Origin of the sequence: Butyrivibrio sp. ob235 (genome assembly GCF_900109475.1) — a bacterium.
In the GTDB taxonomy this organism is placed as follows: domain Bacteria; phylum Bacillota; class Clostridia; order Lachnospirales; family Lachnospiraceae; genus Butyrivibrio.
In genome coordinates this window covers 1-24986 of the sequence record NZ_FOBE01000024.1, presented here as the reverse complement: position 1 = coordinate 24986, position 24986 = coordinate 1, and the positions used below count along the sequence as shown (strand labels likewise).

The window sequence follows — 24986 nt, the reverse complement described above, 5'->3', positions numbered from 1 at the left end:
TGTATGGGTGGTTGTATGGTGGTCATACTCCGACATATCTTCGGCGAAGGTATATACCTAAACCCAGTAGCCCGAAGGTCTCAGTGAAGTGGAAGATAAGTGAGGACCATACAATACCTATTCTATAGTCGCCTACAGTTACTGTCTGCATTCCGAGCAAAACGAAGGATATCAGGAAAAAACTTATAAGTAAAAGGGCCATTGCTTTTAATAGTCTGTCCTTAAGACATATTCCCGTCATGAAAAGACCTAGAAGGAGCGCCACAAGAAGGCTTATATATTTAAAGCCGTGAGAGCTGTTGTAAATCATGACATATTGCTCACGAAGTTCTTTCGTGTAATCGGCAAGTTCTGTAAGATTCAAAATGAATTTCCTGTATACAATTGAAGAAATATCATAAACAAGGCGTACGCCGACCAGTATCACGCCCCAGAGCTCAAGGAGCTGGATTATTGCATCACCGGAGAGAGTCGGAACGCTTGAGCCCATTACCTCCTGCTGAAGGACCGCCATTTTGAGTTTGTCGGATTCCTCCACGACAGAGAGGGATTTTTTTAGCGCACGCCATTTTGACACGAAAACAAAAGCCATCACGAGAAGCATGAGTGATGACACGATGAACTGGCTCATCAGAATGCGGGAATTCAGCATGTCCGGACGGGATGCGTTTTTCGATCTGATAAGCTTTCTTGCAATAAACAGTATTAAGTTCGCCAGGAGATGAATTCCTGACGCGCAGAATAATGAATTCGATAAATAATGAGTTTTTCTGTTTATGAACATATTGTTATTTTATCACGCTTTGATATAATGGAACACTGTACGAGGGGACAAAAACATTTATAAAATGGAGGAAAGTGTATGAGAAAGTTTTCAAAAATCGGTGCAACCGCACTTGCGCTTGCGCTGTCCGTAGCGTTCGCTACGCCGGCTTCTGTTAATGCCGCAAACTACCCTGTCAAGTATATTGAGTTAGAGAGGGAAAAAACAAATGTTACTTATTCCAGCAAGCTTATTACCGAAGATAATACGATAATATACCAGACTACGGATTATAAGGCATTTCAGGCGGAGGCTGCGAAATATTCCGGCGATAGCACTGTTAAGAGAGTGACCACTACAGTCAAGGGAAACAAAACATATTATTTGGTAAGGACAACAGTTAAAAACGAGATTTCGGGAGCAACCGGATCAGATGCAGATCCGAAGGCTACATATGCTGAGGAGGAGACATTAACTAAGCGAATTTATATAAATTCTGATGGACCGACTCTTTTGGGTGTCGGACTCAGAAATGGCGATGTTGCCATAAAGAAGCTTAAATCATCCAAAAACAGTGTCCTCACAGCAACAATTGACCGTAGTAAGGGCGGTGTTGCAAAGACTGATGAAAATGCTGATATTGAAAAGGATAAGGATGGAAATTATTATTACCGTACTTCAACAGGACAAAAGATAATAATTCCGAAGAATGCTAAAGGAACCGGATACGACAAAGAATCAGCAGAATATAAGAATTCAAACGGTTCAGCTGCGGCAGTCTACATAAAGCTTACCCCTAAGAGATGCGGCACATCAAAGGTTTCCTTTGCTGTTTACAATAAATACGGTAAACAGACAGGAAAGATTGCTGTTAAGATCACAGTAAGAAGTGATGGAGATGTCTTTAAGACCTTCTCTTTTGGTGGAAAATCCCTGATTCAGAAACATTATGGGGACAAAAACTATATAAACTATGGCAGAAAAGTAAATTCCTATGATTATAATCTTTCAACAAAGAAAAAAGGCAGGCTTGTAGTTAAGGCCAATAAGGGCTATAAGATTGTAAAAATTCTCGTTGGAACGTATGAAAAGCCGAAGTCTATAAAAGGCGTGGATTATGATAAGTATTCCAATACATACTATGATGTTGATAATGAGTATGGATCTTCGTCTGCAAAAGGTAAGACTAATGCTACACCCCATGATTATAACGGAGACGGAGATGTATTGGATAAGGTTTATGGTAATTACGAGTACAATCGTGGTATGAAATACAAGACGGTTAAGTCCGGAAAAACCATAAAGCTTGGACAATATGGATCTAATTCAGGAAAGTGGACTACAACAGAAGTTGACAAGGATGCTAAACTAGGAAATAGGACTACGACTATTGACGAAGTATATTACTCAGACTATGCGCCTACAAATATTATGGTAGTCTACTACGATATTGAAGACAAATACTATGGAGTAACCAGCACAACCATCTATGCGAAGGCAAAGCAGCCTAAGGGTAAGAAATCAAAGAAATAATTTTGGTTTGATGGATATAGTTAAAGCCTCGGAGCTAATCACATGCTCCGGGGCCTTTTTAATGGTTTTGGATGTTATTATATCAGGTATCCTGCGCTGCCTTGCATATAAGATCAACACAGCCGTCAATGCCTAACGTTGAACTCTTTACCGCCAGATCGTAGAATTCGGCGCTTCCGAAAGTGGTATCGGTGTAGTGCTTACAATATTTCTTCCTGGTCCTGTCAACTGAATGCATATGCTCGAGAATTTTCTCATCAGAGACACCGGGCATTTTTCCGCGCATGCGCTGCAGGCGGAAATGCTCTGAGGCAGCGATGAATACGTGGAGAGTGTGGTCGTACTCTTTAAGAATGATATTGGCGTTTCTTCCGACAATTACGCAGTTACCCTTTTCAGCGACTTTTTTTATGGCCTCCTTTTGTGCGTTGAAAAGGCGCTCATCCAGGGGCTTGTTATAGAAATCAAAAAGACTCTGGCCGAATCCGAACTCTGTAGGAACACGTTCATCGTAGTAGCGGACTTCCTCCGGAGAGAGGTTACCGCTTTCGATAGCAGCTTTTAATATCATATCCTTGTCACAATAATAGAATCCAAGTCTGTCAGCGACAGCCTGGCCGATGGTGCTTCCGCCGGCACCAAACTGTCTGCTTATAGTTATTATATTCTTCATAAATTCCACCGTTATTTATAAGACTTTATTTAAGAAATCTATGGTTCTTTCTTCTTTGGGATTAAGGAGAACTTCCTGAGGAGTTCCTTCCTCAACGATATAGCCCGCATCCATGAAGATAACCCTGTCGGCCACCTCACGCGCAAAGCCCATTTCATGCGTTACGATAACCATGGTCATTCCGTCTGCCGCAAGGTCTTTCATAACCTGCAAAACCTCGCCTACCATTTCGGGATCGAGAGCAGAGGTGGGTTCGTCGAAAAGCATGATGTCAGGTTCCATGCAAAGAGCCCTTGCGATAGCTACGCGCTGCTTCTGACCGCCTGAAAGCTGGCTGGGGAAGCTGGATTCTTTGTCTGCAAGACCGACCTTCTCAAGCATTTTCTTGGCCCTCTTTACGGCTTCATCCTTGCTGCACTTTTTGAGCTGAACGGGAGCCAGAGTCAGGTTATCCAATATATTCAGGTTGTTGAAAAGATTGAAATGCTGGAAAACCATGCCGATATTTTCGCGGACATGATTGATGTTTACCTGCTTTTGAGTGATATCTTTTCCATCAATAACAACTGTTCCCGATGTGACCTTCTCAAGCTTGTTGAGACAACGAAGAAAGGTTGATTTTCCGGAGCCGGAGGGGCCTATTACACAGACCACTTCTCCCTTATGTATTTCTGCGGAAATGTCTGAAAGTACTTCCAGACTTCCGTAGCATTTCTTTAAGTTTTGAACTTTTATCTTGATTTCGTTTTTATCTGCCAACGCTGAGCCTCCTTTCAACCACCTTTGCGCTTCGTGAAAGGATAGTTATAACGATAAGGTACATGATTCCGACGATAGCCCATGTCTGGAAGGACATGAAGGTGTTCGCCTGTACGTTTTTAGCCGTGTTGACGAGCTCCGGGAAGCCGATTACCGACAAAATCGAGGTATCCTTAAGAGTGATTATGAACTGATTGATGAAAGTGGGGATCATGGTCCGAATAGCCTGAGGAAGAACGACTTTTCTCATAGCCATTCCGTAGGTGAGACCGAGTGATCTAGCTGCTTCCATCTGACCGATATCAACTGACTGAATGCCCGCGCGGACAATTTCAGCCATATATGCGCCGCAGTTCAGTGCAAGACAGATTGTTCCTGCCTGAAGTGCAGTCAGGCTTATTGAAAAGCCTCCGATGATTGTATTGAAAAAGTACGGAACTCCGAAATAAACAAAAAACGCCAGAACAATCATAGGAACGCCTCTTATGACGTCTACGAAAATCTGGGAAATGATGTTGCAGGCTCTGTTTTTAATAACACCCATTATTCCGAAGATCATACCGATAATGCATGCAAAAAACAGGCCCAGAAGGGCAAGAAGAAGTGTTCTTCCGAGAGCCACCAGCAGCATACCGCCATATACTGTAATAATCTTAACCATTTATTTGTTCCTCATAAAAATGCACAATAGCCTGCAAAAGCCCCATAATGAGGCTTTTTGCAGGCAATAATAATTAGTTTTATTCACCAAGATATTTAGCTACGATCTCGTCGTATTTTCCGTTTGCCTTGATGTTTGCAAGTCCCTTGTTGAACAGGTCTACAAGCTCCTGATTGTCTGCGTTGAAGATAGCAAAGCCGTACTGAGCAGGATCATTACCTGTTCCGTCCACGATTTTCATGGAAAGTCCGGAATCCTTGATGTTGGCAGCCATGATCGGTGTGTCATCAAAGGTTGCAGCAACCTGTCCGCCTACAACGGCCTGATACATGGTCGGTGAATCCTCAAAATATGTAACGGTGAAGCCGTACTGATCAGCAAGACTCTCAGCATAGGAAGCACTCATGGTACCTGTCTTAACAGCAACAGACTTGCCGCTAAGTCCGTCAAAGCCTGTGATGTCTGAAGATGCTTCTACAGCCATGCTCTGGTTTGCATCGTAGTAACCGTCTGAGAAGATCCAGCCGGACTCTTTTCTCTCATCTGTGATGGATGCACCGGCGATCATACCGTCTGCCTGACCTGCCTGGCAAGCAGCGATTGAAGCGTCCCAACCAAGAACCTGCATCTCATATTTAAAGCCCTGATCTTCAGCGATAGCTGCGAGAATATCCATATCAATTCCGACAAAATTACCGCTGTCATCGGTGTACTCAAATGGCTTGAAGGATGTATCTGTAGCGATTTTCCAAACTTTGCCCGAAGCATCGCCTGCGGGAGCCTCTGCAGCTGCCTCATCAGTGGTTGATGCTGGCTGTGCTGACTCGCCTGAAGCGCCGCCACAGCCGGCTACAGTAGCCATCATACATGCCATTACAATACCTAACAATTTCTTTTTCATAACCTCTCACTCCTTCCGTGTACGATTGGAATTTATCTAAAAAAATGGGGCATCGGCTAATCGAAATAGCAGACGCCCTTGTCTTTGATATTGATAATATAGCGGATTTTCGGCTGTAATGCAAGGTTTTAATTCGCTCTTCAAATGACTGCCGCCATGCAATATACTGTATTGATAGAAAGGAGCAGCTAAATGAGTATTTTAAATGTTGAACATCTGACACATGGTTTTGGAGACAGAGCCATTTTTGATGATGTGTCATTCAGACTCCTCAAAGGGGAGCATATAGGACTTGTTGGTGCAAACGGTGAGGGCAAATCCACCTTTATGAACATAATCACTGGTAAATTAATGCCTGATTCCGGCAATATCGAATGGGCTAAGAACGTTAAGGTCGGTTATCTTGATCAGCATGCAGTCCTCAGAGAGGGTATGACGATAAGAGATGTCCTCGCTTCAGCCTACGAGCCTCTTTTTGATATGGAAAAACGCATGAATGAAATATGTGATGCGATGGGTGAGGCTGATGAAAAGCAGCTTGAGGAGTATATGGAAGAGCTGGGAACTATCCAGGACCTTCTGACAAATCACGATTTTTATCTGATAGATTCCAAGATCGAAGAGGTATCAAGAGCGCTGGGATTCCTGGAACTCGGCCTTGAGCGCGATGTAACGGAGCTCTCCGGAGGCCAGAGAACCAAGATTCTTCTCGCAAAGCTATTATTGGAGAAGCCGGATATTCTTCTTCTGGACGAGCCCACAAACTATCTGGACGCGGAGCATATCGTATGGCTGACCAGATATCTCCAGGAATATGAAAATGCCTTTATTTTAATATCGCATGATATTCCATTTATAAACAATGTTGTGAATATCATTTATCACATGGACGGACAGACTCACAGTCTCGACAGATATGTGGGTGATTACGATAAGTTTATGGAAGTCTATGAGGTAAAGAAGGCACAGAGAGAAGCTGCATATAACAGACAGCAGCAGGAGATTGCGGATTTAAAGGACTTTGTCGCCAGGAATAAGGCAAGAGTTGCAACCAGAAACATGGCGATGGCGAGACAGAAAAAGCTCGATAATATGGAGCTTATTGAGAAGATTCAGGAAAAGCCCAAGCCGGAGTTCTATTTCAAGACAGCTAGGACACCGGGGAAATACCTGTTTGAGCTCAAGGATCTCATAATAGGCTATGATGAGCCGCTTTCAAAACCGCTCAATCTGGCAATTGAGAGAAATTCATTTCTGGTACTTACCGGTGCGAACGGAATCGGTAAAACCACACTGTTAAAGAGCATTCTGGGAATAACACCCGCTATTTCAGGCAAGGTTACCAGGGGTGAGAACGTTGAAATCGGGTACTTTGAACAGGAAATGTCGCCTGATATCGAGACTACCTGTCTCGAAGAGATATGGAATGAATTCCCGTCATTTTCTCAGTATGAAGTGAGGTCGGCACTGGCGAAATGCGGTCTTACCACCAAACATATAGAGAGCAAATGTAAAGTACTCTCCGGTGGTGAGCAGGCAAAGGTTCGCCTGTGTAAGCTTATGAACAGGGAATCCAATATTCTTGTACTCGACGAGCCCACGAACCACCTTGATGTAGATGCTAAGGAAGAGCTTCACAGAGCGCTTAAAGAGTACAAGGGAACCGTGCTTATGGTCTGTCATGAGCCTGAATTTTACGAGGATCTTGCTACGGAAGTAATAGATTGTACAAAGTGGACGACTAAGATCTGACATGCTGATACCAATATCGTATAAAATAAAAAATCCGCGGCAAGGCCGCGGATTTTAAACTTTATGCAAAAGTCTTATAGTATTCTTCAAGTGCTTCCTCAATCATTTTCAAAAGATGTCTCATAACCCTGTCCCCCTTTCTTAAACAAGATATGTACTATATGTTTCATCTCATGCCGTTTTCCGTCGGCGTTATTTCGTATTTCCTTTATCTGATTACAGCATAACACCTTGCATAGCTGTTGTATAATACATATATAAGAGGGTAAGATATACCTAAAAGGTATATATGAAAGGAGAGCAATATGGAGCTTCGACATATCAGATATTTCCTTACAATAGCAGAAGAAGGCAGCTTTACAAAGGCCGCAGAGAAGCTATGCATTGCACAGCCTCCGCTAAGCCGTCAGATAAGGGATTTGGAGGAAGAGCTTGATACGCAGCTGTTCGTAAGAAAAGCAAGAGGACTTGAGCTTACGGAGTCGGGAGAGCGTTTTATGCAGTACGCAAGGAGAATTAAGCAGCTCTCCGATCAGTCTCTTGAGGATATCAGAGAGATGAGAGAAGGCCTTACAGGCAGGCTGTACCTTGCTACGGTTGAAGGACATGCACCTGAACTGTTCGCAAGCTGGATCTGCGATTTTAAGAAGAAATATCCGCTTGTTGAATACGAGGTGTGGAACGGAAATTCCGACGATGTTGTGAAGAGAGTTCATGCAGGACTAAACGAGATAGGAGTTATAACGCTACCCTACGATGAAGAGGGTCTGGACGGGCGGCTTGTTTACACGGAGCCCTGGGTTGCAATGATACCGGAAAATCACCCGCTTGCCACAGAAAAAGGCGATTCCATAGAAATCGCCAAGCTTGCACCCTATGAGCTTATTATTCCCTCCAGAAGATCCAGAAGAAAAGAGATAGAGAACTGGTTTGCACCCTTAAACTGTGAACCAAAGATAATCTGCCGCATAGCGCACATGCTGAACGCCTACGAACTGACTGCAGGCGGACTTGGAATCGCAATTTATCCCGCATCTGCCGCCAAATATATCAGTAAAGGCGTAGTTATTAAGCGCATCGCCAAGCCGGATGTCACCGCAGGCTATGTACTGGTCAAAAGTTCAAAGCGCAATCTTTCCAAGGTTGCAGAGGAATTCTGGAACATGGTTAACGGGATATATGACGAAGACAAAAAATGAGTATATATACAAAAAGCTGTCTTCGGGCAGCTTTTTTATTTCACTAATAATTTAGAAATCTACCAAAGCAAATTATTATATAATAAATATACAGCTTTGGTGTTTAAAAGCAGGAACGGATATAGTAGTTTTTTATGAGGAGGAACAATCATGAAGATTCTTGAGGAAAAGATTCTTGAGTGTGGCAAGGTATATCCCGGAAACATTCTTAAAGTGGACAGCTTTTTGAACCATCAGATTGATGTAGGGCTTCTGGAAGTGATAGGAGAAGCTTTTTATGAGAAGTATAAGGACAGGAAGATCACCAGAATTCTTACCATCGAAGCATCAGGGATACCGATAGCCTGCGCAGTAGCGAAGTACTTTGGAGTTCCGGTTGTTTTTGCCAAGAAATCCAAGAGTCTTAATATTGGTGATGATGTATATGTATCAAGGGTGAGTTCCTTCACATATGGAAAAGAATATGATGCAACAGTTTCGAGAGAATATTTAAATTCGGATGACCATGTTCTCTTAATTGATGATTTCATAGCTATCGGTAATGCCATGAAAGGACTGGTAGAAATCTGTGACCAGGCAGGAGCAAAGGTGGAAGGCATAGGAATTTGCATAGAAAAGGGCTTCCAGCAGGGAGGCGCGGACTTAAGGCAGATGGGATACGACGTCACTTCTCTTGCTATTATCGATGAGATGAAGGACAATGGCGAGATTATTTTCAGAGAGGCTGACTAACGGAGATAACAGAACTACATGAAGGATTTTGAAGCATTAAAAGAAAAGAGTCTCAGCGATGTAAAAAGCGCGGGGATACAAATAGGCAATATTGTATCCTGGGAGATTAACAAAAGAGCAAAAACAAGATGGGGACAGTGTAAAAAGAATATTGATGGTACGTACGCGATACAGATATCATCAGCGCTTCTGACGGATGACCGAATTTCCGAAAAAGCTGTGCTGGAGACCATGATCCACGAAATACTGCATACCTGCAAGGATAGTATGAATCATACAGGGTGCTGGAAGAGAAATGCGGATATTATGAATAGAATCTACGGCTATAATATAAAACGCATAACCAGGGGCAGAGAGAAGGGAGTAGAGGATTACAAGAGCACTCCGCTGGCGATAAAATATGTTTTTACCTGCAGAGGCTGCGGCGCCAAAATATACAGAAAACGCGATTCGAAATTCACAAGAAATTACAGGCGTTATGGTTGTACAAGGTGCGGCGCAGTTGCATGGTCCAGGCAGACCGTGGCAGAAATTAAATTGTAATTTTAGAGATTGGATAAGCAGGAAATGAAGAAAGACAATATTATATTGATTGGTATGCCGGCTTCGGGTAAGAGCACGATGGGAGTTGTTCTTGCGAAGATTCTCGGATACAACTTTGTGGACGCCGATCTGGTAATCCAGAAGCGGGAAGGAAAAAGGCTGTCCGAAATCATCGAAGAGCAGGGAATTGAGAAATTCATTGAGATTGAAAACAGGACAAATTCCGAGATAGAGGAAGAAAAAAGTGTCATTGCTACCGGTGGAAGCGTAGTTTACGGCAAGGAGGCAATGGAACACTACAAGAATATAGGGAAGGTAGTATATCTCAAGGTGGATATGGAAGAGTTGACAAACCGCCTGCAGGATGCGAAACAGCGCGGAGTAGTCATGAGAGAAGGGCAGACTCTATTATCCCTCTATAACGAGAGAAGCGCACTTTATGAAAAGTATGCGGACATCACGATTGAGGAAAAGGATCACAACCTTGAAGAAGTGGTGGAACTTACTCTACATGCACTAGGTGGAAAGTAAAACTTCCCCGTCAAAGCCTTCCCCTTGGGGGGGAAGGTGGCACGAAGTGCCGGATGAGGGGAATCTTTTAGTTTATATGGTTTTAGCATTTTCTAAATCAAGTGCATCCTCAGCAGTAGGTGCATCTTCTTTCGAGTCAGCCACATCTTTTTCATCGTCACGGTTTCCCATAATTTCATTCAGCATCTGCTGGATCATTTGCTGAATCATGGAGTTAAGCTCATCTACAATATTGTTATAGCTCTTTGTTGAAACAGAAGTTACGCCGGTTTTTTCGGAAGTAGTATCTTCCCTGCCGATATTCATCAGCTTTTCAAAGAACGTCTCCATTTGCTCAAACAGCTTCTTTGCACCGGAAAGATTTCCATCTGTTTCTGCAGCAAATCCGACCTTGTAAAGGTAATTACCATTCTCGGTAATGTCCTCCGGCATTGCATTCTTTACTGCTTTCATGGCATTGTCTGCAAGTCCTTCCGTATCTCTGATATAGGCGCAGAGTGTGGCAAAACCTGCGTAATCTGTATTTGTGGGATCAACGCTGTAGGGATCTATCTCTTTTGAGAATGAATTACCATCCTTATCTATTCCGGATGCAGTATAGATTCTGGAACCACCCGACACATTTATTGTTATCTTCAGCTCCTGCTGGCCGCTACTAACGTCAAATGCTGACGAACCGGTGCTTTTTTCCGTAGCACCTGTTATGTCAGAAGGCATCTTGGCAGTTATTATTCTCGTATATGACAGGAATGCGCCTTGACCGTAAGGGCTTGACTCGCTTGCCTTTATTACTTTGGCATCATCTCCTGTATTTGTTACATCCCCCGTTTCAGTTGCTTTTTCAGTGGCAAGGTTCATTGCGGTAAGAAAGCTTGGAACTTCCGAGTCACTGTTTACAGTGTTTTTCACCTGGGAAGCACCTGTTCCAACCTTAAAGGCGCCGAAAGCCATATAGACGCTTCTGTAACCACCGATATTGTTGAGATCTTCCATATATACCCTTTCTGTGCAACCTCTGTCATTCGGGTGCACGCCACTCCCCAAAGGGCCGAGTGGCAAACCATTATTACGTCACTTGTTTTTTCTCCTTTCTAAAAAGTACAAAAATAGCGTCATAATGCAATCCATTTGCATTAAAACGCTATCCTTAGCCATATAGTATATCGGACAATTTAATCTGATTATTAATAGCTTCAATTAAAACGTTTTTTATCATATAATTGAAGCTCGGGGGAATTGTTATTTTTTGGAGGAAAAACGTATGACAAAAAGAAATGTTGGATGGATACTGGTCATTATTGGCTTATTCATGCTGTTCAAAATGGTACGCGTATCATCATTTGGCTTCTACAGGATCGGCAGGGTAAGCACATCTGCAATAGTTCTGGTACTTCTCATTATTTCAGCGATAGCTGTTATTGTTAATAAAAATAAGTTTACATGGGGATGCCTGGTGCTGTCCCTGTGCTTTTTGGTTGTATCGCTTATTCTTGGTACAGACCTTTATTTTGCATATTCATCACTTACAGACATACTGCTTGTGTTTGTTCCCATAGTTGTCGGAACAGGTCTTATCATCAAGAGCGCTTTTGAAAAGCATCATAAAAAAGCAAACAAGTATGAGTTTTAAGGAGTGAATATGAATAATAGAAAATTGGTACGACTGATAATATCAGGCGTTTTACTTTTTGCGTCTTTAATGATGTGTATTTTGGGCATAGGATGCTCTATTGCCTCAAAGCTCGGAGAGACATTCGTAGAAGTACCGGCATATATAACTGATGTAAGGGAAACCACTAGAAGATCAATGAAATCATCTCATACCCAATATGAGTATACAGTTCATTATACTTATGACGGTCAGGAATATGAGGAGAGAGAGAAGTCTGATTTCAGCCCTGATGAAGATATATCAAGTATGTATTACAGTCCCGAAACCGGGATGATTACTGAAACCAGCGCGGAGACATTCAAATATTCAACCTATGTATTTTTTGTTCTTGCAGCAGGGTTGCTCATAGCCAGTATAATAGCATTTATAGTCATTAAGGTGTGAAACAGGCCGGAAGCATGGCGTGATGAAAATGATGGAGTATTTTTGGAAACAGCAGGATGACCTTCCTGAAGGTATAGGTTATGGTTTGTTTAGCACAGAGCATATGATAAGCATCGTTGTTGTCCTTGCTCTTGTGGTTTTGGCAGCCATTCTTATTAGGCGTTTCAGTGAAGATAAAAAAGTAAGAATCTGTAAGGCAATACCGCCGATAATGCTGATATTGGAGATTTTCAAAGACCTCTACCTTGTAAGGGTAGGACATTTTGGGATAGGATACCTTCCACTCCATATATGCAGCATAGGAATATTTGTCTTTCTGATAAGGGAATATGTCCCATCAGTGAAGATAAAGGGCATATTTGGGGAGATAGCATATATCCTCATTATGCCTGCTTCTGTTTGTGCGCTTCTTTTCCCTGATTGGGCGGATCTGTACCCTGTCTGGAATTTCATGAATCTCTACAGCTACTTATGGCATGGGCTTCTTGTACTGTATCCGTTACTTCTGAAGCTGGAGGGAAAAATAAAACCGACTCTATGGCATATTCATTACGAGATAATTTTTCTTTTGATTGTAGTTCCGCCAATTTTCCTTTTTGATAGGGCGTTTGGCTGTAATTACTTTTTTGTAAACTGGCCCCTTAGGGGGACTCCGCTTGCTTTTATAGCAGATAAATTCGGAATGAAGTATTACCTTGTGGGCTATGGAATGCTTACACTTGCAGTTCTTTTTATTGTGTATGTCGTTACGGGCACCATTGATAAGCTTACAGCTCGTAAAAACTAAAGGACATTTTTATATGGAAAACAAAGAAGAAAAAGAAGATAAACGAATATACACCTTTAGCAAGGAAAAACCTGTCACGGAAGCTGTAATGATGGCTGTATCATTAACGCTTTTACTGTATGTGATAAGAAAATCGGAAAAGATTGTTCAAAAGGACAGTAATGGATATGAAGTATAAAAATTACATTTTTGATTTGTACGGAACGTTAATAGACATACATACCGACGAAGAGCAGCCGGAGCTTTGGGAATTCATGGCGGATTATCTTGCAATGAACTTCTCATGTCAGTACGATACCAAAAAACTCAGAAAAGATTACCTGAGAATTTGCAGAGATGAAGAAGAAAAGCTCGCTAAAGCAAACGGAAGCAAGTTCCCCGAAATAAAGATCGAATGGGTATGGGAAAGGCTTATTGGCAAGCCCTGCTCTGATGCCGATATGCGTCTTCTTTGTAATACGTTTAGGGAGAGATCCAGAGACAGGCTTGTGCAGTATGAAGGTGTGGCTGAGACTTTAACAGCCATAAAAAAATCCGGTGGAAAGGTATTCCTTCTTTCCAATGCTCAAAGACTTTTTACGGAGAAGGAGCTTGAGGATACAAATCTGACTAACTTTTTTGACGACATCTTCATTTCATCTGATATGGGTGTAAAGAAGCCCGATGAAAGGTTTCTTCTTGCACTTCTTGAAAAACACGGCTTAAAGAAAGATGAATCGGTAATGATCGGCAATGAAGTTCTTGCGGATGTAGGCGTTGCAACTGGCGCCGGTATTGATGCAATATACCTGAATACCTATGCTCATACACAGAAGGAAATACAGCGAGATCTTAAGATATGCCATGCGGATACTGATAGAGTCAATATTGTTGATGACGGAAATATTTTGAGTTTATTGAGGAGAAGATAAAGTGTTAGATAACAAAGGTTTTGATTTATGGGCGGACGGATATGATGAAGCTGTGGGACTTTCTGACGAAGAAAACAGCTATCCGTTTGCAGGATATAAGGATGTTTTGGGTGGCATTTTCAAAGAGATCATGACTAAGGAAAATGCCAGGATTTAACTGCTAAGCATCAATTCCAAATATGCAGTCCGCCTTTTTTGATATAAAATATATTAGTAGAACATCACCTATAGGAATGTTCTACATACAATATGAAAAAGAGAAAGGTTTAGGGGGAAGCATATGGAGTATTACGGGAGAAAACCCAATTATAATTTTCTTCACAGAATGATGTTTGGCATGGCGGAGTTTTATAACGGGGGAGCTTTTGTCATCATCAACACGTTTTTTGCGGTATTTATGACCAAGGCTCTTGGTATGCCTGCAGCCCTTGCAGGTACGATTCCGCTTGTGGGAAAAGTGTGGGATGCCATCACAGATCCCATGATGGGCAATATTACTGACAGAACCACATCAAAATTCGGACCTAAAAGATTTTATATTCTTATTGGTGCTTTTGCTTCGGCGATTACGTTTCTTCTGCTATGGGTGAGCATTCCGACCACATCACCTGTTATTCTTTATATCTTTTATCTGTTTATGTACTGCCTGTTTTCAACGGGCTTTACAATCCTTTTTGTTCCATATTACGGGCTGCTTCCTGACATGATGGATGACTATGCAATGCGCGCAAAATTCTCCAACTGCCGCATGATCTGGTCAACCCTGGGATCCATGGTGTGCGGACTCATACCTACATTCATAATTACAGATACGCTGAATAAATCACTATATATGAAATGCGCATTTATTTTCAGCGTTCTTTTCCTGTGCACATCACTTGTTACTTTCTTTGGAACCTGGGAAAAGAAAAAAGAGCCCATTAACACAACTCTTGCCGAGAGCTTCCCGCAATCTGTAAGTGTCTTAAAGAGCAGATCCTTCAGGCTTTTCCTTGGTCTCTATCTCTTTGGACAGTGCGGAATGGACTTTGTTTCCGGTATGGCTGTTTATTATGTGGATGATGTTCTAAACGGATATGGAAACGGTTACTTTACCTATCTGATGGCGGTTCTTCTGATCTCGCAGCTTGTCGGTATGCTAATTTGGGGCCCTGTGATGAGTAAAACATCTAAGAGAACAACAATACTCATTGGAGCACCCATAAGACTCCTTGGAACATTGGGACTTTTGGCCTTTTCCTATGAAGGAGCAAGTATTGTTCTGATACTGATTCTGACAGCTCTTATCGGAATCGGTAACGCTGCGACACTCACCAGTATATTTGCGATAATGGCTGATATGGCTGAAGTTGACGAGCTTATCACTTCAATCAGAAGACCCGGTATTGTCTCAGGTATGGCTACCTTTATAAGAAAAATTTCTGCAGGCGTATCTGCAGCAGTAATCGGAATTCTCTTATCTGCGGTAGGTTACGATGAAGTGATCGCCAACAGCGGCGGACGTCAGTCTCTGGGAACTCAGCAGGGTATATCCCTGATTTTCATTATATGTCCTGCAATTCTGATAACACTTCTGTTTGTAGTGGCAGTAATTTTCCCTATAACAGGTAAAGAATTCGCAGTAATTCAGAAGGACATCGCCCGCAGAAAAGGTGAAGATTCATCAGCTCCGACAGAAGAAGAGAAGCGTATCTGCGAGAAAGTCACGGGTTTTGCTTACGATAATCTGTGGGATATAAAGAATTCAAATAAAAAATGAGAAAGAAGGTAAAACTATGAGCTATCCTTTGATATGGGCTCACCGAGGAGCCAGTGGCTATGCGCCTGAAAACACACTTCCCGCATTCAAAATGGCTGCGGACATGAAAGCTGACGGAGTTGAGCTTGATATTCAGCTTACAAAAGATGATGTCATTGTGGTCTGTCACGATGAAATCATAGACAGAACCAGTAATGGTGCAGGTTTTATCAAGGATTACACCTATGAAGAACTGCTTAAGTTTGATTTTTGTAATGGCAATCAGGCTTATGAAGGTGTACATATTCCCACTATGGAAGAAGTGTTTGATTTACTGGCACCGACAGGACTTACCATAAACATCGAACTCAAGACCGGGGAGATATTCTATCCCGATCTGGAGGATAAAATCGTCGAACTTGTGAAGAAAAAGGGCTTTTCGGACAGAGTTATCTATTCTTCTTTCAACCATTACTCAGTGATGAAAATAAAGGATATAAGCCCTGAATCAAAGGTTGGTTTCCTATATGCGGACGGCCATCTTAACATGCCCGGATACGCCGCAGAAAATGGAGTAGATGCGCTCCATCCGGCTTTCTATAATCTGCAATATCCTGATTTTATGGATGACTGCAACATGTTTGAGATTGACGTTAATGTATGGACAGTCAACAAAGAGGCGGACATGATTAAATGCCGTGATATGGGCGTAAATGCCGTAATTACCAACTATCCCGATAAGGCAAGGAAAATCTATGAACAAGGTTAATTTCCTGGGTGAAGATGATTTCATCCGGATAATGAAAACTGAAAACAGTGAGTTTCGAAAGACCCATGTAAAACAGGGAAAATTTCAGTCTTTTGACGGGGCTACGCTTAATTACTATTTTGCCATACCTGAAAATGCGACTAAGGTAGTTGTCTTTGCTCATGGCTTTTGTGAATTCTTCGGAAAATATCATGAGTATGTCTGGTATCTGTACCAGGCCGGATTTGGGTTCTTTTTCCCGGAGCAGCGAGGACACGGCTACTCTGAGGGCAAGATGAAGGAGCCGGATGTCGTCTATATCGATGATTACGATACATATGTCGAAGATTTTCGTATTTTTATGGATAAGGTGGTTATGCCTGCTACTCCTGAAAAGAAGCGAATTCTTATTGCGCATTCCATGGGAGGCGCTGTGGGTACTCTTTTCCTCGAGAAATATCCGGGTTATTTTGACAAGGCTATTCTAAGTTCTCCTATGCTTAAGATGAAGTCGGTTCCTTCGAAATTGGTGCGCAGTCTGCTTAGTATCTATGCATTTCTATTTGGTAAGCGCAAAGCTATGGCGCCGGGGCAGAAGCACTTTGATGGGGTGTCTGTGTTTGAGACAAGCAGTACTAAGTCCAGAGCCCGCTATGACTATATGTTTGAGATGCGATTAAAAGACGAGCATTATCAGACCTATGGCGCCTCCATTGGCTGGGGGCTGGCAAGCTATAAGGTGTATGACAGGATTTTCAAAAATGCTTCAAGACTCTCGCTGCCGATAACTGTATTTACTGCAGGTCAGGACCATCTGATTGATTCCGATGGTTATACGGAATTTGCAGGGAAGGTTCCCGGTGCGAAGATTATTGCTTTTGAGGATTCGAGGCATGAGATTTTTAATGCAGAGGAAGAAACGCGTAATGAATATTTCAGGCAGGTACTGGAGATTATAGATAGGGATTGATATTGAAACCATTTAAAATTCAGGATATTAACGGAAAGGAGTCGGATTTATGCGCAAAACAAAAACGCATGTTATTCTAACAGCTCTTATTTTCTCTATGTCGATGCTGCTATCAGCTTGCAATAATTCAGGAGAAGTAACAAGTGATGAAGATGGAGATCTTAAACCGGTTATGTACTTCTATCCCATGGAAGACAATTCAACAATATCTGCGTCTATAGACTATGACGGAGTATTTTCCACGGTTTATCCCGACTTTTCATCAGATAACACATGGAATTTTATTGCTGATAAAGACGGTACCATAAGTATAAGTGATAAGGAATATGGCTACCTTTTCTGGGAAGGAACTCATAACGGAAACTATACCATTACCAGCGGAGACTGTGTGGCTAAGGAAGATCTCGTCCCCTTCCTCGAAGATAAACTAACCGCGCTGGGACTGACCGACAAGGAAAAAGACGATTTCATCACTTTCTGGCTTCCAAGGCTTAGCCAGAACAGCTATAATCTGATTTCTTTTGATAACTCACAGTATCTGGAGAAAGCAAAGCTTTTGATAAATCCTTCTCCGGACACGCTGATCCGTGTATATATGACATATACAGGTTGTGACAACCCTGTGGAAATTGCTCAGCCTGAAGAAATAATCACTCCTTCCAGAAACGGGTTTACCGTTGTTGAGTGGGGTGGAAGCGAAGTAAAGGAATACAATAAAGGCGGTTTGAGGTTATGATCCATTTAGAATCCGTTACACGGGATAATATCGAAGAATTGATAGAACTTTCTGTAAGAGAAGACCAGCAGAGTTTTGTTTCTACTGTTGCGGAATCGCTTGCCCAGGCATATGTGTATTCCGAAAATGCTTATCCGTTTGCTGTCTATGAAGACGATATCTTAGTTGGTTTTATCATGATGGGCTATTACGAGGTGAAGCAGTATTATACCTTGTGGAAATTCCTTATCGATTATAGATACCAGAATAAGGGGTATGGGCGACAGGCGCTCATATTGGGGCTTAAATATATAAAAGAAAAATTTAATCCGCCGAATATATACACAGGGGTTGCACCGGGGAATACAGTGGCTAAAGACTTATATAAGTCCGTAGGTTTCGAAGATACAGGCCTTATCGAATGCGGAATGGAAGAGATGAAATTGAAATATCCCATGACAATCAAAATAAATTAGCATGAACTAGCCCTCATATCTCATTATTATTATGAGTTATGGGGCTATATCAGGTGATTGTACACATGGAGTATATACGGTATAATGTATATACAATAAAAGGAGGTGATCACATGGAGCAGGTTGCAATAAGGGCTTGGGGCAATAGCCAGGGAATACGAATTCCTAAGGATATTTTGGAAAAATTGCAGTTAAAGGTTTCTGATGTGTTGGATATAGAAATAGAAAATGACAGTATTGTTCTTAGAAAACAGTTTGTTCATAAAACTTTTGAAGAAAGACTTGCAGAGTTTAATGGTGAAATAACGGTTTGCGATTTTGATTGGGGCGAACCGGTAGGGAGAGAGATTTTATGAGCGAGTTTAATCAAGGAGATATTATAAAGATTACAGGTTTCAAAAGACAGCTGTTTGTTATAGTTAGCAAAAATGCTTTTATAAAGGCAACAGGTATATTTCATGTATGCCCTATGCTTTCTAATATTCACGCCGGGCCTTTACATATTCCGGTGTGCGGGAAAAAGGGTGAGTCTGGAACTGTAATTTGTGAGCAGTTTAAAGCAATAGATCCTAGGGCAAGAGGGTGTAATAGAGTTGATTTTCTTGCATATGAGGACATTATGAATGTATCGGATGCGGTGCAGGGAATTTTTGAGTACGATTAATAGTAGTCATGTTCCGCTGAAAAGATGGCAGTACATGGTTGGGGTTCTTATGCCCGGGGTTGTTCTTGGAGTAATATTTGAAAGATAAAATGAAAAATGGTGATCACTGTGAGAGGTGGTCACTATTTTTATATTGCACAAATATTGCATGTTCTTTGCATTCCGTCCTGTCTTGACTCTGTGATACAATGATTTCTATGATTACTTGCGGAGGAGACCACGATGGAAATACTTGATTTTTTACAGAAATACAATATATACAAGCAGGATATGGAAAGAATTTCTGGGATGTTGTTGATACCTGGATGAGTATTGGATTGGAAGGTTAGGTTCAAGTGTTGCAGATGGACATTATCTATAAGGGAGAAAAACTAAAATACCTAGAGGATTTCTGGGGAGAGCAGGTGTTATGGATTACTGATCCGAAACAGATAAGTATGGAGCATATGAAGTTTGTCGGGGGATATCCAAATGAGTACTGCATATACCTTTCTGAGCTGCCGGCAGAGGAACAGGCGGAAATACTAAAGCAGCTACGATAACAACCGTTATATTGCGGCGTGGATTTTTTTTAATGCTCGGATAGCGGAAATGCTTTTCATCATAGAGTATTTGTCCTTATTAAAAAACTCACACTACAGGTATATTATAGCATTTCATGGTATGAATTGGATTATATTATGAAAAACGAGAAATATTCGTGAACTATCAGCTAAAAGTTTAGATAGCTTCTACGATTAATAGCTTGGGTAGAAAAGAATATGTTAGCTATGCGTAAAAGAACAGTTTTACGCACATATAGGATTATGATAAAATGAAATTAGGACATTTTTGATGAAAAACAGTTCTTTTATGGGGATTAATAATATGTCTGAAGGAATAAATTATACCGATAGAACCGCAAAACTACTTGAAGATATGCCAGATTATGTGGTCAGTTTTATAAACAGATATAGCGGACGCGGAAAAGCTGCAACCATGTTTGAATATAGCCGCGATATTTTCGTGTTTTTTGAATATCTGATCAATTTTCACCCGGAATTCTGTGATAAGAAAATGATCGATATTACTACGGATGATCTTGGAAAACTTCTTCCCGAGGATATCGATAATTTCATCGCAACGCTGCGAAATACTAAGGATAAAAGATTTAAAAGAACGGATGATGCATATGAAAAAAGTATGCGGCCTAAGAAAAATTCCCTTACAGGACCGAAGAAAAAGAATGATGAAACCAGTGAAGCCACTTTAAAGAGAAAAAAGGCCACTATATCCGCTTTTTATTCATACCTTTTGAGCAATGGTAAGGTCACAATGAATCCCGTCCTTGCATCCAGAAAAATTGATATTCCCAAGAAAAAACTCATATACCTGGATTTTGAAGAACAGAATAAACTGCTTGATACCGTAATCAATGGCACAGGGCTTGGCGATAATACGCGAAAATATCACAGCATATATGCAGAACGTGATGCTGCAATGTTTATTCTGCTTTTGGATACCGGGCTTCGTGTATCCGAGATGCTTAACACCAATATAGTCGATTTTGATCTGAATAAAGGTAAAGTTACAGTCATCCGTAAAGGCGGCGATCAGCAGGATACCTACTATTCTGACGAATGTGCAGCATATTTATGGGACTATTTTGAATCACAGAAAGCCAGATTCCCTTATACCTCAGAGGTCGAACTACCTGCATTTACTACCACAAAGGGCGAAAGACTCAGTGTCAGGGCTGTTGAGACGCTTGTGAAGAAATATGTGAAGGCTGCTCTTCCCAATAAAGCCCATCTCATATCTCCTCACAAACTCAGATCAAGCTTTGCAATGTCACTATATGAAGCAAGTAATTACAATCTGTTACTTGTGCAAAAAAGGCTTAATCACGCGTCAGTAACCACTACCACTGTGTATGCCAAGGCCGTAGAAAAAGAAGTTGAGAGCTCCAGGAATACCTTGCAGGAATATAAGTTGCAACTAGAGGGCAAATCATAGGAATAAATGATGAATATCCTAGAGGGACATAAAAGATAATCCAGGGGAATGGGGAAAAGAACTTGCCGAGAAAGCAAATGAAAAGATATATAATTCAGATCCTGAAGCGGCAGGCGCAGCCCTGGCAGAAAAGATCAATAAAAAAGCTGCCGAACTTGGAGAGTATGCAGAGTCGACTGACTGGGAACAAAAAGGAAGAGATGCGGCTGATACCGTAAAGAACTTTTTAGAGGGGCTGAAATAAGATAAGAGCAAATCATAATGAACAGGAAATATCACTATGAACGTAAAAATCCTTGTAATATCAGATTCACATGGCTATCCGGGATATGCTAAAAAGGCTATCGAAAAAGAATCACCCTTTGATATCCTCGTCCACTGCGGAGATATCCAGGACTCCATTTCTTCCATAACGGGAGAAAATCCGCCTTATGAGGTAAAGATAGTCCGGGGTAACTGCGACTTTGGAAACAGCCTTCCCACTGATGAAGAATTCAAGGTAGGTTTCTTAAGCGTATGGGCAACGCACGGAAATGCCTACAACGTAAAATATGAGGAAAGCCTTAAGACCTTAAAGGAAGCAGCCAAGTCAAGATGCGCTGATCTTGTCCTTTTTGGTCACAGCCACTATGCAGAGATAGTAAAGGATAAGGAAGCCGGCATTACTCTAGTAAACCCCGGAAGTATCTGCTATCCCCAGGTCACAGGTGACAAACCTACATATGCAGTTATAACAGTTACGGATGACTACGAGATTATCCCAGAAATCAAAGAAATAGGAGAGGATCTATAACCCCAAAGCACCGCCACCGGGATCCTGCCACAGTGACGGTACCTTATAGATAACATCAACTTCATCAATAATCCTGCTCATAAAAAACTCCTAATTCTATTTTGGGCTGCACGCATGAAGGAGACTTATATCGCAACTCCCTGAAGCTTGCCGTCCGGATCTATGTATGCGTTTCTGTCATCAATATAAATATCACAGGTAATCTTCCGGCTATTGTTGCCGTAAAACTCTACAACTTCCGGCAAATTGTCATTTATCGCGTCAAAAGTAAGTCCGTAATCCCTGCACCACTTAATGGCATCTGAAAGAGGTTTTCCAGCTCTGCATGTCCAGAGAATCAGCTTGTTTCCAGCAGCCTTTTCTTTCAACAAATACTCAATTAGTAGGATGTTGGGATCTCCGAGTTCCGGCCAAGCTGAGTAGCAGAGCGTATTATCAAAATCCACGGCATAAATCGTATAATTCTTTTCCATAAGCAATTCCTCATAATAGCGAATGTATGTTCTCGAACTTATGTTCATTAATAATAACCCTGAATTGCTCATCTTGCAATAGAACACTTTCTTAAATTTTTGTGATCCGTGTAATTTCCCTTGGATCGCTAAGTGAAGTATGATTAAATACGCTCTCAGGATAAGTTGTTCATTCAACTACTTCAATTTGAAACTCAGTTTGAATATATCTTTCAGTAACGGCTGTTTTTGGTACTTTTGCTGATATAAATCCGAGCTTAGGACATCTTAAAATATTGATACAGGGAAAGGAACACCTTTACCCACACATAAGAAAACAACAGAGGCCAGGTGATGCCGAGACGTTCCAGAACTCAGCATTGTCTGGTCTCGCCTATTAATCAATAAGGGAATATAATAAAAGAGCACTTTGCAACTCTTAACCGGCAGGAAATTTATCTTTGGCAAGAGAACTATCTGAAAAAGAGCAGAATGAGTATAACAAAATGATACAGGGAGCAAAGCAACTCAATCTTTTTGGAGAAGAAGAGGAGCTGGATGCAAGGAATTTTATCATAGACCGCTCCTGTGAAACAGAAGATGAAATGTAATAATACCAAGTTATTAGGAAAAGAGTCATAGTATCTGGAGGTAAACATGAGTAGATTAAAAGATTTGAGGACATATATCGACAAGGAACTTGCTAACATTACTGACTCAGACAAAAGGACTAGCGCAACAGCTCATCTTTACGGCGTATCACTTGCAGCAACAATTCTCGCAAAGAAGCGCGGACTTAATGAGGAATTAGGTGCTATGTCAGGAATGCTTCACGATCTTCACGCATATAAGAGTGGGTCTTACGATGATCACGCCCATCTCGGAGCAGATCTGGCAAGAAAGGTCCTTGAAGAACTTAGCATCACTTCAAAAGAAGAAACTGATATCATTTGTTCTGCAATATATCATCACGATGATAAACTTGTGACAGATTCTCCGATGGATGAGCTTCTAAAGGATGCAGATGTTATCGACCATTGTTTTAAAGATTCATCGAAGCCAGTAAAAGAAAAAGAGCAGAAGAGATATGACGCTCTCTGCAAAGAATTGGGGCTGTGACCATTTCATGGAATACATAGATATATATACAAGGGATGGAAGTCTTGCAGGAAAAGCTCGAGTTAACAGTATATCTCCTGGATGGATCGATATAACTGGATCTGACATAACAGGACCTGATGCCATTCAGCAGCCTGTTGGGCGAGTTGGAAAGCCGGAAGATATAGTAGAGATGGTGATGTTTCTGTGTTCAGATAAAGCAGGTTTCACTATTGGAGAGAATATCTGCATTGATGGTGGAATGACAAAACTTATGATATATCACGGAGAACATGGTTGGAATTACAGTAAGGGAGAATAACGATGGATCTGAATGAATTTAGATGGACAAGAGAGCCAAAGAGTTTTGAGATAAAGGATGGCACGATTTCTGTTACCACACTTCCTCATACAGATTTGTGGCAGAGAACTTATTATCATTTCCGGAATGATAATGCCCCTGTATATCAGATGAAGACTAGTGATAAGTTCTTTAGCTTTGTAGTAAAAACTAGCTTTGAGGATAGCCATCATAGATTCGATCAATGCGGAATAGTTATGTATCTGGACAGCGATAACTGGATCAAGGGATCTGTAGAATATGAAAATGATAGCTTCCAGCACCTTGGGAGCGTTGTAACAAATAATGGGTATTCAGACTGGGCTACTACAGAAATCCCCGCGGATATTAAATCCATGTGGTACCGCTTCAGCAGAAGGGAAGATGATTATTGTATAGAATGCTCTGATAATGGAGAAACGTGGAAGCAGATGAGAATCTGCCACATGGAAAAGGGTGGTGGTGAGATACAGTTTGGTATATATGCATGTTCACCGGAAGATTCATCATTTACGGCTGTATTTAGTGATATGCAGATAACAGAATGTGTCTGGAAGGCGCATGACGGACAGCAGCCGGATTAACTTAAGGAGGTAGGAGGATGGCAAAGAGGATTGTAGTTGTAAATGCTGAACCAAGGGCATTGCATTTGTAGGGATGGACTTACAAAGGTGCTTGATGACATAAGGGAAGCAGATGGACTTATATTGGGTTCACCTAATTATCTGTCGAACTTAACAGCATCTTTCAGAGCTCTATATGAGAGACTTGTTTTTCAGAGCCTTACTTATAATGCTGAAACACCGTGCTGTAATAAGAACGTGATACCAGTTCTCCTTATAATGACCAGTAATGCACCTGATACGGCTTATACAGAACTACTAAACAGTTACAAGGATACCCTCGATAAATTCGTTGGTCCTACTACTGTACTTGTAAGTGGAGATACATTACAGCTAAATGATTACAGTAAAACTGACTGGGAATGGTCCTTCTTTGATCCTGAACATAAGAAAGAACGGCATGAGACAGTATTTCCGCAGGAATGCAAAAAGGCCTATGAGATGGGAAAATCGCTTATAGTGTAAGTGGAAAGGAATAAAATGGAGAATCTAAGCCAATTTTGTACATGTACAGATTATGATGTATCAGCGAGAAAACTCCTTCCGACATAGTCGGTGGGGGATGAATCGCTG

General features: G+C 41.5%; 34 protein-coding genes. 27 read left to right on the top strand and 7 right to left on the bottom strand.

Annotation, left to right across the window (positions count from 1 at the left end; all coding sequences use genetic code 11):
- Positions 1-22: 22 nt before the first annotated feature.
- Entirely contained in the window at positions 23-784 is a 762-nt protein-coding gene (locus tag BMW61_RS21650; RefSeq protein ID WP_139176362.1) for a hypothetical protein, read from the bottom strand.
- A gap of 78 nt (positions 785-862) precedes the next feature.
- On the opposite strand from BMW61_RS21650, the gene BMW61_RS15095 reads away from it, so the two are divergent.
- Entirely contained in the window at positions 863-2296 is a 1434-nt protein-coding gene (locus BMW61_RS15095) for a hypothetical protein (protein ID WP_091823594.1), read from the top strand.
- A gap of 82 nt (positions 2297-2378) precedes the next feature.
- Here the strand turns inward: BMW61_RS15095 and BMW61_RS15090 are convergent, their stop codons facing one another.
- The 4 genes from BMW61_RS15090 to BMW61_RS15075 form a co-directional block, all read right to left on the bottom strand.
- Positions 2379-2969, bottom strand: a complete 591-nt coding sequence (locus BMW61_RS15090) for a cytidylate kinase-like family protein (RefSeq protein WP_022761178.1) — start codon at positions 2967-2969, stop codon at positions 2379-2381.
- 15 nt (positions 2970-2984) lie between these two features.
- Positions 2985-3728: an amino acid ABC transporter ATP-binding protein gene (locus tag BMW61_RS15085; protein ID WP_022761177.1), complete on the bottom strand. Its 744-nt coding sequence runs from the start codon at positions 3726-3728 to the stop codon at positions 2985-2987.
- Positions 3718-4389: an amino acid ABC transporter permease gene (locus BMW61_RS15080; protein ID WP_026498122.1), complete on the bottom strand. Its 672-nt coding sequence runs from the start codon at positions 4387-4389 to the stop codon at positions 3718-3720. Before BMW61_RS15080 ends, BMW61_RS15085 begins: the two co-directional genes overlap by 11 nt.
- Before the next feature lie 79 nt (positions 4390-4468).
- Complete coding sequence (locus BMW61_RS15075) at positions 4469-5290, bottom strand: transporter substrate-binding domain-containing protein (RefSeq protein ID WP_091823591.1); 822 nt, start codon at positions 5288-5290, stop codon at positions 4469-4471.
- Positions 5291-5482: 192 nt separating this feature from the next.
- Between BMW61_RS15075 and BMW61_RS15070 the strand changes: the two genes are divergently transcribed.
- The 5 genes from BMW61_RS15070 to BMW61_RS15045 all read left to right on the top strand — a co-directional run bounded on the left by BMW61_RS15070 (position 5483) and on the right by BMW61_RS15045 (position 10047).
- Positions 5483-7042 carry an ABC-F family ATP-binding cassette domain-containing protein gene (locus BMW61_RS15070; protein ID WP_091823589.1) on the top strand — a complete coding sequence of 520 codons (1560 nt, stop codon included), beginning with the start codon at positions 5483-5485 and terminating at the stop codon, positions 7040-7042.
- A 305-nt stretch (positions 7043-7347) separates the two neighbouring features.
- On the top strand, positions 7348-8241 hold the full coding sequence (locus BMW61_RS15060; RefSeq protein WP_022761175.1) for a LysR family transcriptional regulator: 894 nt from the start codon (positions 7348-7350) through the stop codon (positions 8239-8241).
- Between the two features lie 150 nt (positions 8242-8391).
- A complete protein-coding gene (locus tag BMW61_RS15055) occupies positions 8392-8973 on the top strand; it encodes a xanthine phosphoribosyltransferase (protein ID WP_022761174.1) in 582 nt (193 codons plus the stop codon).
- 18 nt (positions 8974-8991) lie between these two features.
- Complete coding sequence (locus BMW61_RS15050; protein WP_091823586.1) at positions 8992-9516, top strand: SprT family zinc-dependent metalloprotease; 525 nt, start codon at positions 8992-8994, stop codon at positions 9514-9516.
- Positions 9517-9540: 24 nt separating this feature from the next.
- A complete protein-coding gene (locus BMW61_RS15045) occupies positions 9541-10047 on the top strand; it encodes a shikimate kinase (protein WP_022761172.1) in 507 nt (168 codons plus the stop codon).
- Positions 10048-10119: 72 nt separating this feature from the next.
- Here BMW61_RS15045 and BMW61_RS15040 read toward each other — a convergent pair whose 3' ends face one another.
- On the bottom strand, positions 10120-11040 hold the full coding sequence (locus tag BMW61_RS15040) for a hypothetical protein (protein WP_091823583.1): 921 nt from the start codon (positions 11038-11040) through the stop codon (positions 10120-10122).
- A 268-nt stretch (positions 11041-11308) separates the two neighbouring features.
- On the opposite strand from BMW61_RS15040, the gene BMW61_RS15035 reads away from it, so the two are divergent.
- The 16 genes from BMW61_RS15035 (at position 11309) to BMW61_RS14965 (ending at position 21900) form a co-directional block, all read left to right on the top strand.
- Positions 11309-11677 carry a hypothetical protein gene (locus tag BMW61_RS15035; RefSeq protein ID WP_022761170.1) on the top strand — a complete coding sequence of 123 codons (369 nt, stop codon included), beginning with the start codon at positions 11309-11311 and terminating at the stop codon, positions 11675-11677.
- Positions 11678-11686: 9 nt separating this feature from the next.
- Positions 11687-12103 carry a DUF3592 domain-containing protein gene (locus BMW61_RS15030; RefSeq protein WP_091823580.1) on the top strand — a complete coding sequence of 139 codons (417 nt, stop codon included), beginning with the start codon at positions 11687-11689 and terminating at the stop codon, positions 12101-12103.
- A gap of 22 nt (positions 12104-12125) precedes the next feature.
- Complete coding sequence (locus BMW61_RS15025; RefSeq protein ID WP_091823577.1) at positions 12126-12890, top strand: YwaF family protein; 765 nt, start codon at positions 12126-12128, stop codon at positions 12888-12890.
- Positions 12891-12903: 13 nt separating this feature from the next.
- Positions 12904-13068 (top strand): hypothetical protein, encoded by a 165-nt coding sequence (locus BMW61_RS22020; protein WP_175475241.1) that lies wholly within the window; start codon positions 12904-12906, stop codon positions 13066-13068.
- Positions 13058-13801 (top strand): HAD family hydrolase, encoded by a 744-nt coding sequence (locus BMW61_RS15020; RefSeq protein ID WP_175475240.1) that lies wholly within the window; start codon positions 13058-13060, stop codon positions 13799-13801. The genes BMW61_RS22020 and BMW61_RS15020 overlap by 11 nt, the downstream gene beginning before the upstream one ends.
- Position 13802: 1 nt before the next feature.
- On the top strand, positions 13803-13958 hold the full coding sequence (locus tag BMW61_RS15015; RefSeq protein WP_207650194.1) for a hypothetical protein: 156 nt from the start codon (positions 13803-13805) through the stop codon (positions 13956-13958).
- Between the two features lie 123 nt (positions 13959-14081).
- A complete protein-coding gene (locus tag BMW61_RS15010) occupies positions 14082-15560 on the top strand; it encodes an MFS transporter (protein WP_091823573.1) in 1479 nt (492 codons plus the stop codon).
- Between the two features lie 16 nt (positions 15561-15576).
- Positions 15577-16308, top strand: coding sequence for a glycerophosphodiester phosphodiesterase (locus tag BMW61_RS15005; protein WP_091823570.1), 732 nt, complete (start codon positions 15577-15579; stop codon positions 16306-16308).
- On the top strand, positions 16295-17257 hold the full coding sequence (locus BMW61_RS15000; protein WP_091823567.1) for an alpha/beta fold hydrolase: 963 nt from the start codon (positions 16295-16297) through the stop codon (positions 17255-17257). Before BMW61_RS15005 ends, BMW61_RS15000 begins: the two co-directional genes overlap by 14 nt.
- Before the next feature lie 49 nt (positions 17258-17306).
- Positions 17307-17993 carry a hypothetical protein gene (locus BMW61_RS14995; protein ID WP_091823564.1) on the top strand — a complete coding sequence of 229 codons (687 nt, stop codon included), beginning with the start codon at positions 17307-17309 and terminating at the stop codon, positions 17991-17993.
- A complete protein-coding gene (locus tag BMW61_RS14990; RefSeq protein ID WP_091823561.1) occupies positions 17990-18448 on the top strand; it encodes a GNAT family N-acetyltransferase in 459 nt (152 codons plus the stop codon). Before BMW61_RS14995 ends, BMW61_RS14990 begins: the two co-directional genes overlap by 4 nt.
- A 113-nt stretch (positions 18449-18561) precedes the next feature.
- The gene (locus BMW61_RS14985) at positions 18562-18804 is read left to right on the top strand and encodes an AbrB/MazE/SpoVT family DNA-binding domain-containing protein (RefSeq protein WP_022761160.1); all 243 of its coding nucleotides are present in this window, start codon (positions 18562-18564) and stop codon (positions 18802-18804) included.
- Positions 18801-19112 (top strand): type II toxin-antitoxin system PemK/MazF family toxin, encoded by a 312-nt coding sequence (locus tag BMW61_RS14980; protein WP_022761159.1) that lies wholly within the window; start codon positions 18801-18803, stop codon positions 19110-19112. The genes BMW61_RS14985 and BMW61_RS14980 overlap by 4 nt, the downstream gene beginning before the upstream one ends.
- A 344-nt stretch (positions 19113-19456) precedes the next feature.
- Positions 19457-19654, top strand: a complete 198-nt coding sequence (locus BMW61_RS14975; protein WP_207648579.1) for a hypothetical protein — start codon at positions 19457-19459, stop codon at positions 19652-19654.
- A 325-nt stretch (positions 19655-19979) separates the two neighbouring features.
- Positions 19980-21107 (top strand): tyrosine-type recombinase/integrase, encoded by a 1128-nt coding sequence (locus BMW61_RS14970; RefSeq protein ID WP_175475239.1) that lies wholly within the window; start codon positions 19980-19982, stop codon positions 21105-21107.
- 280 nt (positions 21108-21387) lie between these two features.
- The gene (locus BMW61_RS14965; RefSeq protein WP_091823552.1) at positions 21388-21900 is read left to right on the top strand and encodes a YfcE family phosphodiesterase; all 513 of its coding nucleotides are present in this window, start codon (positions 21388-21390) and stop codon (positions 21898-21900) included.
- 125 nt (positions 21901-22025) lie between these two features.
- Here the strand turns inward: BMW61_RS14965 and BMW61_RS14960 are convergent, their stop codons facing one another.
- The gene (locus BMW61_RS14960; RefSeq protein WP_022761155.1) at positions 22026-22373 is read right to left on the bottom strand and encodes a hypothetical protein; all 348 of its coding nucleotides are present in this window, start codon (positions 22371-22373) and stop codon (positions 22026-22028) included.
- A 440-nt stretch (positions 22374-22813) separates the two neighbouring features.
- Here BMW61_RS14960 and BMW61_RS22015 point away from each other — a divergent pair, with 440 nt between their 5' ends.
- From BMW61_RS22015 to BMW61_RS14940, 5 genes are read left to right on the top strand one after another with little or no spacing between them, the layout of a single operon-like run.
- Positions 22814-22963, top strand: coding sequence for a hypothetical protein (locus BMW61_RS22015; RefSeq protein ID WP_175475238.1), 150 nt, complete (start codon positions 22814-22816; stop codon positions 22961-22963).
- Positions 22964-23009: 46 nt separating this feature from the next.
- The gene (locus BMW61_RS14955; protein ID WP_022761153.1) at positions 23010-23471 is read left to right on the top strand and encodes an HD domain-containing protein; all 462 of its coding nucleotides are present in this window, start codon (positions 23010-23012) and stop codon (positions 23469-23471) included.
- A 7-nt stretch (positions 23472-23478) separates the two neighbouring features.
- A complete protein-coding gene (locus BMW61_RS14950) occupies positions 23479-23772 on the top strand; it encodes an SDR family oxidoreductase (protein WP_330388535.1) in 294 nt (97 codons plus the stop codon).
- A 2-nt stretch (positions 23773-23774) separates the two neighbouring features.
- Positions 23775-24374, top strand: a complete 600-nt coding sequence (locus BMW61_RS14945; protein WP_091823546.1) for a DUF1349 domain-containing protein — start codon at positions 23775-23777, stop codon at positions 24372-24374.
- A 42-nt stretch (positions 24375-24416) separates the two neighbouring features.
- Complete coding sequence (locus BMW61_RS14940; protein ID WP_139176357.1) at positions 24417-24878, top strand: NAD(P)H-dependent oxidoreductase; 462 nt, start codon at positions 24417-24419, stop codon at positions 24876-24878.
- The last annotated feature ends 108 nt before the right edge of the window (positions 24879-24986 follow it).

Excerpts from the sequence above, each read along its gene's own strand:
- BMW61_RS21650 (WP_139176362.1), bottom strand. The coding sequence starts at position 784 with ATGTTCATAAACAGAAAAACTCATTATTTATCGAATTCATTATTCTGC.
- BMW61_RS15095 (WP_091823594.1), top strand. The coding sequence starts at position 863 with ATGAGAAAGTTTTCAAAAATCGGTGCAACCGCACTTGCGCTTGCGCTG.
- BMW61_RS15090 (WP_022761178.1), bottom strand. The coding sequence starts at position 2,969 with ATGAAGAATATAATAACTATAAGCAGACAGTTTGGTGCCGGCGGAAGC.
- BMW61_RS15080 (WP_026498122.1), bottom strand. The coding sequence starts at position 4,389 with ATGGTTAAGATTATTACAGTATATGGCGGTATGCTGCTGGTGGCTCTC.
- BMW61_RS15075 (WP_091823591.1), bottom strand. The coding sequence starts at position 5,290 with ATGAAAAAGAAATTGTTAGGTATTGTAATGGCATGTATGATGGCTACT.
- BMW61_RS15070 (WP_091823589.1), top strand. The coding sequence starts at position 5,483 with ATGAGTATTTTAAATGTTGAACATCTGACACATGGTTTTGGAGACAGA.
- BMW61_RS15060 (WP_022761175.1), top strand. The coding sequence starts at position 7,348 with ATGGAGCTTCGACATATCAGATATTTCCTTACAATAGCAGAAGAAGGC.
- BMW61_RS15055 (WP_022761174.1), top strand. The coding sequence starts at position 8,392 with ATGAAGATTCTTGAGGAAAAGATTCTTGAGTGTGGCAAGGTATATCCC.
- BMW61_RS15050 (WP_091823586.1), top strand. The coding sequence starts at position 8,992 with ATGAAGGATTTTGAAGCATTAAAAGAAAAGAGTCTCAGCGATGTAAAA.
- BMW61_RS15045 (WP_022761172.1), top strand. The coding sequence starts at position 9,541 with ATGAAGAAAGACAATATTATATTGATTGGTATGCCGGCTTCGGGTAAG.
- BMW61_RS15040 (WP_091823583.1), bottom strand. The coding sequence starts at position 11,040 with ATGGAAGATCTCAACAATATCGGTGGTTACAGAAGCGTCTATATGGCT.
- BMW61_RS15035 (WP_022761170.1), top strand. The coding sequence starts at position 11,309 with ATGACAAAAAGAAATGTTGGATGGATACTGGTCATTATTGGCTTATTC.
- BMW61_RS15030 (WP_091823580.1), top strand. The coding sequence starts at position 11,687 with ATGAATAATAGAAAATTGGTACGACTGATAATATCAGGCGTTTTACTT.
- BMW61_RS15025 (WP_091823577.1), top strand. The coding sequence starts at position 12,126 with ATGAAAATGATGGAGTATTTTTGGAAACAGCAGGATGACCTTCCTGAA.
- BMW61_RS22020 (WP_175475241.1), top strand. The coding sequence starts at position 12,904 with ATGGAAAACAAAGAAGAAAAAGAAGATAAACGAATATACACCTTTAGC.
- BMW61_RS15020 (WP_175475240.1), top strand. The coding sequence starts at position 13,058 with ATGAAGTATAAAAATTACATTTTTGATTTGTACGGAACGTTAATAGAC.
- BMW61_RS15010 (WP_091823573.1), top strand. The coding sequence starts at position 14,082 with ATGGAGTATTACGGGAGAAAACCCAATTATAATTTTCTTCACAGAATG.
- BMW61_RS15005 (WP_091823570.1), top strand. The coding sequence starts at position 15,577 with ATGAGCTATCCTTTGATATGGGCTCACCGAGGAGCCAGTGGCTATGCG.
- BMW61_RS15000 (WP_091823567.1), top strand. The coding sequence starts at position 16,295 with ATGAACAAGGTTAATTTCCTGGGTGAAGATGATTTCATCCGGATAATG.
- BMW61_RS14995 (WP_091823564.1), top strand. The coding sequence starts at position 17,307 with ATGCGCAAAACAAAAACGCATGTTATTCTAACAGCTCTTATTTTCTCT.
- BMW61_RS14990 (WP_091823561.1), top strand. The coding sequence starts at position 17,990 with ATGATCCATTTAGAATCCGTTACACGGGATAATATCGAAGAATTGATA.
- BMW61_RS14985 (WP_022761160.1), top strand. The coding sequence starts at position 18,562 with ATGGAGCAGGTTGCAATAAGGGCTTGGGGCAATAGCCAGGGAATACGA.
- BMW61_RS14980 (WP_022761159.1), top strand. The coding sequence starts at position 18,801 with ATGAGCGAGTTTAATCAAGGAGATATTATAAAGATTACAGGTTTCAAA.
- BMW61_RS14975 (WP_207648579.1), top strand. The coding sequence starts at position 19,457 with ATGGACATTATCTATAAGGGAGAAAAACTAAAATACCTAGAGGATTTC.
- BMW61_RS14970 (WP_175475239.1), top strand. The coding sequence starts at position 19,980 with ATGTCTGAAGGAATAAATTATACCGATAGAACCGCAAAACTACTTGAA.
- BMW61_RS14965 (WP_091823552.1), top strand. The coding sequence starts at position 21,388 with ATGAACGTAAAAATCCTTGTAATATCAGATTCACATGGCTATCCGGGA.
- BMW61_RS14960 (WP_022761155.1), bottom strand. The coding sequence starts at position 22,373 with ATGGAAAAGAATTATACGATTTATGCCGTGGATTTTGATAATACGCTC.
- BMW61_RS14955 (WP_022761153.1), top strand. The coding sequence starts at position 23,010 with ATGAGTAGATTAAAAGATTTGAGGACATATATCGACAAGGAACTTGCT.
- BMW61_RS14950 (WP_330388535.1), top strand. The coding sequence starts at position 23,479 with ATGGAATACATAGATATATATACAAGGGATGGAAGTCTTGCAGGAAAA.
- BMW61_RS14945 (WP_091823546.1), top strand. The coding sequence starts at position 23,775 with ATGGATCTGAATGAATTTAGATGGACAAGAGAGCCAAAGAGTTTTGAG.
- BMW61_RS14940 (WP_139176357.1), top strand. The coding sequence starts at position 24,417 with ATGCTGAACCAAGGGCATTGCATTTGTAGGGATGGACTTACAAAGGTG.